Annotated in this window: 8 protein-coding genes; all 8 read right to left on the bottom strand. The window is 74.0% G+C overall.

Going from position 1 to position 8,862, the window contains the following annotated elements; all coding sequences use genetic code 11:
- Positions 1-93: 93 nt before the first annotated feature.
- Positions 94-1,308: a sugar phosphate isomerase/epimerase family protein gene (locus ACZ4V1_RS26440; protein WP_468340344.1), complete on the bottom strand. Its 1,215-nt coding sequence runs from the start codon at positions 1,306-1,308 to the stop codon at positions 94-96.
- Positions 1,309-1,422: 114 nt separating this feature from the next.
- Complete coding sequence (locus ACZ4V1_RS26435; protein ID WP_468340341.1) at positions 1,423-2,820, bottom strand: nucleotide pyrophosphatase/phosphodiesterase family protein; 1,398 nt, start codon at positions 2,818-2,820, stop codon at positions 1,423-1,425.
- Entirely contained in the window at positions 2,817-3,989 is a 1,173-nt protein-coding gene (gene eboE / locus ACZ4V1_RS26430) for a metabolite traffic protein EboE (protein ID WP_468340338.1), read from the bottom strand. Before eboE ends, ACZ4V1_RS26435 begins: the two co-directional genes overlap by 4 nt.
- A gap of 3 nt (positions 3,990-3,992) precedes the next feature.
- On the bottom strand, positions 3,993-4,841 hold the full coding sequence (locus tag ACZ4V1_RS26425; RefSeq protein WP_468340335.1) for a TatD family hydrolase: 849 nt from the start codon (positions 4,839-4,841) through the stop codon (positions 3,993-3,995).
- On the bottom strand, positions 4,841-5,581 hold the full coding sequence (locus ACZ4V1_RS26420) for an EboA domain-containing protein (protein WP_468340333.1): 741 nt from the start codon (positions 5,579-5,581) through the stop codon (positions 4,841-4,843). Before ACZ4V1_RS26420 ends, ACZ4V1_RS26425 begins: the two co-directional genes overlap by 1 nt.
- Before the next feature lie 14 nt (positions 5,582-5,595).
- Positions 5,596-6,582, bottom strand: a complete 987-nt coding sequence (locus ACZ4V1_RS26415) for a sugar phosphate isomerase/epimerase family protein (protein WP_468340330.1) — start codon at positions 6,580-6,582, stop codon at positions 5,596-5,598.
- Positions 6,579-7,502: an SCO3242 family prenyltransferase gene (locus ACZ4V1_RS26410; protein WP_468340368.1), complete on the bottom strand. Its 924-nt coding sequence runs from the start codon at positions 7,500-7,502 to the stop codon at positions 6,579-6,581. Before ACZ4V1_RS26410 ends, ACZ4V1_RS26415 begins: the two co-directional genes overlap by 4 nt.
- Before the next feature lie 143 nt (positions 7,503-7,645).
- A complete protein-coding gene (locus ACZ4V1_RS26405; RefSeq protein ID WP_468340327.1) occupies positions 7,646-8,827 on the bottom strand; it encodes an inositol-3-phosphate synthase in 1,182 nt (393 codons plus the stop codon).
- Positions 8,828-8,862 lie beyond the last annotated feature (35 nt).

Raw genomic sequence — 8,862 nt, 5'->3', positions numbered from 1 at the left:
TTCCTTCCCCTCCCCCCCCCCCCCCCCCCCCCCCCCCCCCCCCCCCCCTCCCCCCCCCCCCCCCCCCCCCCCCCGTACTGCCGTGCGGGACGGTCAGCGGCGCCGCTTGCGCAGGGCCGCCAGGTTGTCGTAGCTGATCTTGGCCTCGCGCAGCGACTGCGCGGGGTCGGTGGCGCTCGGGGAGTTGTCGTCCTCGACCATCGGGTTGTGGTAGTTCCGCTGCCCGACCCGTGAGAAGAACGTCGTGTAGTCGATGACGCCGGTGCCGAAGGGCACCATGTCGTAGCCCATGCCGTTGGTCGTGCTGACGACGCCGTCCTTGGCGTGGAACAGCGGGTAGCGCTTGTTGTTGCGGGCGACCAGGCCGGCCGGGTCGAAGACGTTCTTGCGGGTGGAGCCGTCGTGGGCGGTGTAGGTGTGGAACTTGTACTGGGCGACGTGCGCCCAGAAGATGTCCATCTCCAGCCAGACCACCCTCGGGTCGGTGACCTTCAGGAAGTACTCCAGCTTCCGGATGCCGGAGCTGCGGGTCGGCCGGCCCTGGTCGTCCAGCGGGCCGCCGTCGAGCAGGAAGCCGTAGGCGCTGTCGTGGTTGTGGGTGTAGAGCTTGACGCCCTCCCGGCGGGCTATCGCGCCGAGGGCGTTCCACTTGTCGGCGGCCACGTCCCAGTCGTCGCGGTACGAGCTGCCGGTGGGGTCGCCACCGGTGCCCATGTGGTCCAGCCCGAGGATGTTGGCGATCTCCAGGTGCTTCTTGAAGGTGTCCTTGTCGGCCGTGGTCAGCGGCCAGGAGGACGGGATGAAGCCGTGGTTGCCCTGGGCGCGCAGACCGTACTCGTCGAGCCAGCAGCGCAGCAGCTTGGCGCCCTGGACCGATTCCAGGTTGGCGCCGCCGGGGGCGTTGGGGTGCTGGCGGTAGCCCGCGAACTCGACCTGGCGGTATCCGTGCCGGGCGAGCTGCTTGAACACCTCGCGGAAGCCGGAGGGCAGGTCGGTGGCGAGGGGGTCGCGGCCGGTGGCGTCCCGGACGGTGTACAGGATGATGCCGCGCTTGTCCGCCGGGACGAGGACGTGCCCGCGTCCGTGCCGGTGGTCGTGGTCCCGGTCGTCGTCTCTGTCCCGGTCGTGGGCCAGGGCGGGCGCGGCGCCGAACACGGGTGCCGCGACGGCGCCGGCGGCGACGGCGGTGCAGGTGCTGAGGAAGCGGCGCCGGTCCACTCCGAGGGTGCGGCGCAGACCCTCGTCCGGGCCGTCGACGGACGGGTCCGTGGTGACGTTGGTACGGGAGGGGTCTGAGAACGGGGTCACGGGTGCCTGCCTTCTGGGTCGTGGCCTGCTCCGATGCGGCTGGGGCGGGCCGTTGTCAGTGCCGTGTGTTTCACTCTCGGTAGTCGGATCTCGGCGGGGTTGCCGGGTGGTGCGTCAGCCGAGTCCGGCCAGCCGGAGCAGGAGTTGTTTCACATCGGTGGCCGCGACGCGGTCTCCGACAGCGCGGGGGGTGGAGCAGATGAGGAGCGGACCGTCGTCGTCGCTCGTGGGAAGGCGGCCGTGGCTGCCTCGAATAGGTGAGGGGTCCAGGGGCACGACCGCCATGCGGTAGCGCATGCCGAGCTTCTTGCGGGCCAGAGCGGTGGCCGCCTTCACCTTGACGTAGGGGTCGAGTGGGTCCATGAACAGCTCGACCGGGTCGTAGCCGGGTTTGCGGTGGATCTCGACGAGCTGCGCGAAGTCGGGCGCGCGGTCGTCGTCGAGCCAGTAGTAGTACGTGAACCAGGAGTCCGGCTCCGCGACGGCCACGAGCTCGCCGGCGCGCGGGTGGTCGAGGTGCTGGGCCTTCTTGCCCTCGTCGTCCAGGAGTTGCTCGATGCCGGGCAGCCCGTCGAGGGCGGCGCGGGTGGCGTCGAGGTCCTCGGGACGGCGCACGTAGACATGGGCGATCTGATGGTCGGCGACCGCGAAGGCGCGGGAGGCCATCGGGTCGAGGTACTCCATGCCGTCCTGCGTGTGCACCTCGAGCAGGCCGGCGCGGCGCAGGGCGCGGTTGATGTCGACGGGCCGGTTCACGCGGGTGATGCCGTACTCGGACAGCGCGACGACGGTGCGGCCCTCGGCGCGGGCGTCGTCGAGCAGCGGTGCCAGCGCCGCGTCCAGGTCGGCGGCGGCCTTCAGCGACCGCGGGTCGTCGGGGCCGTGGCGCTGCAGGTCGTAGTCGAGGTGAGGGAGGTAGCAGAGGGTCAGGTCGGGGTGCCGGGTGGCCATGACGTGCCGGGTCGCGTCGATGATCCACTGACTGGAGACCAGGTCCGCGCCGGGTCCCCAGAAGTGGAAGAGCGGAAAGGTGCCCAGTTTGTCGGTGAGTTCGTCGTGCAGGGCCGGGGGCCGGGTGTAGCAGTCGGGTTCCTTGCGGCCGTCGGCGTAGTAGACGGGACGGGGGGTGACGGTGATGTCGGTGTCGGCGCCCATGGCGTACCACCAGCAGATGTTGGCGACGGTGTAGCCGGGGTGGGCGCGGCGTGCGGCGTCCCACAGCTTGTCGCCGGCGACGAGACCGTTGTGCTGGCGCCACAACAGGACGTCGCCGAGTTCACGGAAGTACCAGCCGTTGCCGACGATGCCGTGCTCGGACGGGTGGGTGCCGGTGAGGAAGGTGGACTGCGCGGCGCACGTGACGGCGGGCAGGACGGTGCCGAGGGGCGCGCGGGAGCCGGACTGGCCGAGTTTCTTGAGGTGGGGCATGTGGCCGAGGAGACGGGGGGTGAGGCCGACGACGTCCAGGACCAGGAGAGGGGTCGGTCCGTCGGAGTGGGGCGGTCGGGTCATGGCAGTTCCTTCAGGCCGAGTTCCGTCAACAGGTCGCGGGCGAGAGTGAGCTCGGCGGCGATGCCGTCGGTGAGCTGGGCTCGGGCTCGGGGCCGCAGCTCGGGCGGGAGGGCCTGCCAGGTGTAGGTCTCGACCTCCAGGTGGCGGGCGAGGGGGTGCGGGCCGCCGACGAGCCGGGCCAGCGCGGCCTTGAGCACGGGAAGGGTGGAGGTGAGGGGCGCGGCGGGGGCCGCGTGCAGGGGGACGTGGAAGTGGGCCCGCCAGGGCACGGTGCCGGGCAGGGTGCCGTCGCCCGCCAGGGCCTCGTCGAGGTCGTCGGTGCCGTGCAGGCCGGCGGTGTTGGCAGCGCGGGTCTGGTGCAGGAAGCGGGGTTCGGCGAAGTCGGCGAGAGCCTCACGGACCTCGGGGAGAGAGGGCTGTTCGGCGTGCAGGGCGGCGGAGAGCTGGGACTTGACGACGGGGACCCGGGCGTCGGCGAGGGCGTCCAGAGCGGTGTGCGGGTCTTCGAAGGAGGTGGCGAGGTGACAGGTGTCGACGCAGATACCGATGCGGTCGTGACCGATCGCGGTGAGCGGGGCGATGGCGTCCTGGGTGGTCTCCACGACGCAACCGGGTTCGGGTTCGAGGCCGACGCGGATGGAGCGGCCGGTCAGTTCCTGAAGGGCGTCGAGGCGCTCGGCGAGGGTGACCAGGGCGGTGCGGGCCTTGTCGGCGCGGGTGTCGTCGTAGGCGGTGCGCCAGGCGAGCGGCAGGGTGGAGATGGTGCCGTCCGGGACGTCGTCGGGCAGCAGGCCGGCGAGGACGCGGGCCAGGGAGGTGGTGTGGTCGAGGCGTTCGGGATCGGCCCAGTCCGGCTTGTAGACGCGGTACTTGACCTCTTCGGCGCCGAAGCCCTCATAGGGGAAGCCGTTGAGGGTGACGACCTCCAGGCCTCGCCGGTCGAGTTCGGTGCGCAGCCCGCGCAGCGCGGCGGGGTCGGTGACCAGGGCGTGGGCGGCGGCGCGGGCCAGCCACAGCCCGATGCCGAGGCGGTCGCGGCCCAGGCGGCGACGGACCGGCTCGCAGTGGTCGCGGAGCTGGGCGAGGACACCGTCGAGGGTCTCGGCGGGATGGACGTTGGTGCAGTAGGCGAGGTGGACGGTGGAGCCGTCGGGGTGCCGGAAGCGCATGCCTCACTCCCCGCCGCGCAGGATGGAGTTGCCCTCGTGCGTGGACTCGGCCGAGGTCACGTCGAGGACCAGCCGCCCGCTGAGCCCGTAGAAGGCGACGGGGTTGCGCCACAGCACCCGGTCCACGTCGTCCTCGGTGAAGCCCTCGGCGAGCATCAGGTCGCCGACCTTGCGGGTCTTGAGCGGATCGCTCTTCCCCCAGTCGGCCGCGGAGTTCACCAGGACCTGTTCCGTGCCGTACTCGCGCAGGAGGGCGACCATCCTGGTCTCGTCCATCTTGGTGTCCGGATAGACGGAGAAGCCGAGCCAGGCACCGCTGTCCTTCGCCTCCCTGACGGTGGTCTCGTTGAGGTGGTCGACCAGCACCTTGTCCGTGGGCAGCGCGGACTCGCGGACCACGTCCAGGGTGCGCCGCAGGCCGGCCAGCTTGTCCCGGTGCGGGGTGTGCACCAGGGCGGGCAGGCCGTGGTCGGCGGCCAGCTGGAGCTGGGTGGCCAGGGCGGTGTCCTCGGCCGGGGTCATCGAGTCGTAGCCGATCTCACCGACGGCCACGACGCGGTCCTTGACGAGGTAGCGGGGCAGTTCGTCGAGGACGGGGAGGCACCGGGGGTCGTTCGCCTCCTTGGGGTTGAGGGCGATGGTGCAGTGGTGGGCGATGCCGTACTGGGCGGCGCGGAAGGGCTCCCAGCCGAGCAGGGCGTCGAAGTAGTCGCGGAAGGAGGCGGGCGAGGTCCGGGGCTGGCCGAGCCAGAAGGAGGGCTCGACGACGGCGCGGACACCCGCGGCGTACATCGCCTCGTAGTCGTCGGTGGTCCGGGAGGTCATGTGGATGTGGGGGTCGAAGATGCGCATCAGGACTCCTTGCCGTGGGGGTCTGCCGTGCCGTGCGGGGAGCCCGCGGGCTCGGCCAGGGCCAGGACGCGGTGCAGGTCTTCGTGGACCGGACGGCCCGCGGCGGTGCGTTCGGCGGCGTAGTCGGCGAGCATGCGGGCGAGTTCCGCGTCGGCGCCCGCCCGCCGGTCGAGGTCCGCCACACGGTCGACGGGCACACCGGTGAACAGGCATTTCAGTACGGCGTGCCGCCACTGGTGCGCATCCAGGTGCCGGGCGGCGTACGGGCCGAGGGCGGCGGCCACCAGCCGGGTGTCGTTGGTGCGCAGGGCGTCCTCGACGAGCGGGAGGGCGTCGGGGCCGGGCACGAGGTGGGGCAGTGCGTGCAGGACGGCGCGGCGTTCGTCGGCGGTGCCCTGGGAGTAGACGCGGGCCAGGGCGTCCGTGTCGGCGCGGGCGGCGTGCAGCACGAGAACGCGGGCGGCGTCGGCGTGGGCGGGGCCGCAGCGGCGCCCCGCCTCGGCCAGGCGCAGCTCCCAGACGGAGATGGGGCCGTGACCGCCGGGGTGGGCGGCGGCCTCGTCCAGGGCCTGGTCCAGCCAGGCCCGGGCGGCGCCACCGAGTTCGGCGGTGAGAGTGGCGCGCAGGTCGGCCGGCGGGATGTGGGCGGGGGTGGTGCCCTGGGGGTCCTGCCCGGCGGGGGCGCCGTCCACGCCCCGGGTGGTGGGGGTGGTGACGTGGGTGGCGCGTGGCTGCTTCATGCGTGTGGCTCCCTTCAGTGGGTGGCGGAGGGCTCGCCCGAGCGGTTCGTGCGGGGGGACACCGACGCTGCCGCTGCCGCGCGGAGGAAGGGGAGGGAGCGTTCGGCGAAGTGCGGGCCCGCGTGGGAGTGACGGGGCAGTTCGACGACGGTCAGGCCCTGGTAGCCGGTGGCGGCGAGGGCCTCGAGGACGGGCGGGAAGTCGATCTCGCCGTCACCGAAGGGGAGGTGTTCGTGGACGCCGCGGCGCATGTCCTCGATCTGCACATGACGCAGCCAGGGGGCGGCGGCGCGCACGCAGTCGGCGGGAGGGAGGGGTTCGAGGCACTGGCAGTGGCCGATGTCCAGAGTGAGGCCGAGGTGCTCCCGGTCGCCGAGGGCGCGGCGCAGTCGGTGGAAGCCGGCGAGGGTGGCGAGGAGGTGGCCCGGTTCGGGTTCGACGGCCAGGGGGACGCCCTCGGTGGCGGCGACGTCCAGAACCGGGCCGAGGGATGCGGCCAGCCGCTGCCACGCCGTGTCCTCGTCCGTCCCGGCCGGGGTGATCCCGCTGAAGCAGTGCACGGCGTGGGCACCCAGGTCGGCGGCGACCCTGATCGCGCGCACCAGGAGGTCGGAGCGGCGGGCGCGGTCGTCCGGGTCCGGGTCGAGGAGGGAGGGTCCGTGTTTGCGGCGCGGGTCGAGCACGTAGCGGGCGCCCGTCTCCACGGTGACGCCCAGACCGAGCGCCGCCAGCCGGTGCGCGACCCGGCGGGTGCGGGCGGCCAGGTCGTCGGCGAGCGGATCGAGGTGCATGTGGTCGAGGGTCAGGCCGACGCCGTCGTAGCCCAGGTCGGCGAGGAGGGCGAGGGCGTCGTCGAGACGGAGGTCGGTGAGGCCGTTGGTGCCGTAGCCGAAGCGGAGAGGGGGTGGGGCGGCACCGTCGCGGCTGGGCGGCGGGCACCCGGTCGCGTCCGCGTGACCGTCCGCGCCCGCGTCCGGCTCCTGGTGCGGGTTCCGGCTCACGTGATGCTCACCTTCCTCATGGCCGCCCTTCTCGCGAACATCCGGCCGGCCGGAGCCAGGGCCGCGACCAGGAGGGACGTGGCGGTCGCGCCGGAACGGGCGGCGAGCGCGGCCTGGAGCGGGATCATGGCCCGGATGCCGCCGCCGACGGCCCGTTGGGTGAGCGGGGGCGAGGGGTTGAGCGAGGCGTGGAAGTAGGGACGGGCGGCCGTGGCGGCGTAGGCGGCGCCCAGGGCGGTGACAAGAGCGCCGCCGGTGCCTCGGGGCGGGCCCTCGGCGGGGCTGGAGCCCGGCAGGCCGGGGGCGGCTGCTGCCCGCCGGCCTGCCGGGAGTCGGGTACGGCGGTGGGCGACCGACCAGGTCAGCACCCCCGTCGTCGCGAGGGCCGCCAGCGGGGCCAGGGGCGAGCCGCCGGTGGTCTCCCGGCGGGAGACGGCCGTGACCGCGAGAGTGTGGCCGCCGAGCAGTGCGGCGGAGGGCAGTGCGGCCCGGGTGCCGCCGCCGGTTGCGGCCGCACCCAGGAGCAGGTCCAGTCCGCGGGCGGCGGCCATGGCCGCGGGACCGGCCGGCGTGTGCTTCAGCGCCAGGTCGTAGGCCCAGACGGTCGCCGCCAGCGGAGCGGCCACCGCGAGGGCGGGCCGGCCGGCCCGGGCGGCGAGCAGCAGGCCTGCGCCGGTGAGGCCGCAGGCCGCGGTGAGGGCGGCGGCCGGGCGGACCCTGCCGGACGGAAGCGGGCGGTGCGGGCGTTCCACGGCGTCCTCGGCGCGGTCCGCCCAGTCGTTCAGGGCCATGCCGGCCTCGTACAGGCACAGGGAGGAACCGATGGCGAGCAGGGTGCGCGGCCCGGGGCGCGCACCGGCCGCCGCCGCGCCGGCCAGGGCGTCGCCGGGGACGGTGAACAGCGCGGGCAGGCGCAGCAGTTCGGCCCAGGCGCCCGCGCGTCCGGAGCGGGTCGGGCGGGGCGCGCTGGGCCTGCCGCCACCGGGGTCCGAGGCGTCGTCCGGGCCGCGCCCCGCGGCTCCGGCGAGTGCGGACGCGTCCCGCGCCACGGCGGCCGTGCGGCTCACCGCCGCGCCCCGGGGGCGTCGGCGTCGCCGCCGTCCCGCAGCCGCTCGGCGAAGCCCACCAGCTCCGCGTACTGCTCGGCCAGTGACGACGGACCGTTGCCCACCGGGTCCTTGAAGTAGAAGCCCAGTTCGCCCAACGGGCCGGACAAGCCCCTTTCCCGGGCGCGGGCGGCCAGCCGCGCCAAGTCGAGGACGAGCGGCGCGGCGAGCGCCGAGTCGCAGCCCTGCCAGGTGGTCTGGAGGACCATGCGGGCGCCGAGGAAGCCGTCGAAGGCGATGTGGTCCCAGGCGGTCTTCCAGTCGCCGAGCGCGGGCACGTCGTCGATGTGGACCTCGCCTTCCGGCGCGGCACCGAGGGTGTCGGCGAGGACGCGTTCCTTGCCCGCGTTCTTGGCGGCGGCCGCCGCGGGGTCGGCGAGGGCGGCGCCGTCGCCACCGCCCAGGAGGTTGGTGCCGGACCAGGCGCGCACGGCGAGGGCGCGTTGCAGGAACATCGGGCCGAGTACCGAGCGCAGCAGGGTCTGCCCGGTCTTGCCGTCACGGCCCGCGTAGGGCAGGCCCGAGGAGTCGGCGAGCGGGGCCAGCGCCGGGTGGTGCAGGCCGGTGGAGGGGGTGAAGTTGACGTAGGGGCAGCCGGCGCGCAGGGCGGCGGCCGCGTAGAGGGAGCTGGGCGGCAGCGTGCCGTCGGTGGGGGCGGGTTCGGTGGAGGCGACGTTGACCACGACGGCGCCCGCGAGGCCCTGGCGCCGCACGAAGTCGCGGATGTCGGCCGCGAACACGTCGATCCACTCGTCCTGGGTGCGGTCCGGGCCGCCGTCCGTGTCCCCGGGGAAGGGGCCACCGGGCCTGATCTCCTGGTCGGCGGCGACGAGTTCGGCGTGTACGGCGGACGGCAGGCCGTGCGGCAGGACGCCACCGGCGGCGAGGTGTTCGGCACGTTTGGGCAGTGGGCAGTCGACGGTGTCGTGACCGCCGAAGACGAGGGACGACAACGATGGCAGACCGCACGAGGCGAAGGGGGCGGTCTCGGTGACCATCCCGGTCGGCGGATGGAGCCCGGCGGCGACGGCCGCGCAGCCCGCGACAGCGGTAGTGGCCACGGAACCGCGCGCACCGATGAGCCAGACACCGAGGCGGGGGGCCGAGGAGGGGGTGGGCAGGGACGGTTCGGCGGACATGGGCAGCCTCCTTGTCGTACGCGAACCGGGCGCGA

The sequence above is a fragment of the Streptomyces sp. NPDC028991 genome (assembly GCF_055564775.1).
The sequence above is the reverse complement of the archived record's forward strand: the minus strand, read 5'-3'. Positions and strand labels throughout refer to the sequence as shown.

Excerpts from the sequence above, each read along its gene's own strand:
- ACZ4V1_RS26405 (WP_468340327.1), bottom strand. The coding sequence starts at position 8,827 with ATGTCCGCCGAACCGTCCCTGCCCACCCCCTCCTCGGCCCCCCGCCTC.
- ACZ4V1_RS26435 (WP_468340341.1), bottom strand. The coding sequence starts at position 2,820 with ATGACCCGACCGCCCCACTCCGACGGACCGACCCCTCTCCTGGTCCTG.
- ACZ4V1_RS26420 (WP_468340333.1), bottom strand. The coding sequence starts at position 5,581 with ATGAAGCAGCCACGCGCCACCCACGTCACCACCCCCACCACCCGGGGC.
- ACZ4V1_RS26425 (WP_468340335.1), bottom strand. The coding sequence starts at position 4,841 with ATGCGCATCTTCGACCCCCACATCCACATGACCTCCCGGACCACCGAC.
- eboE (WP_468340338.1), bottom strand. The coding sequence starts at position 3,989 with ATGCGCTTCCGGCACCCCGACGGCTCCACCGTCCACCTCGCCTACTGC.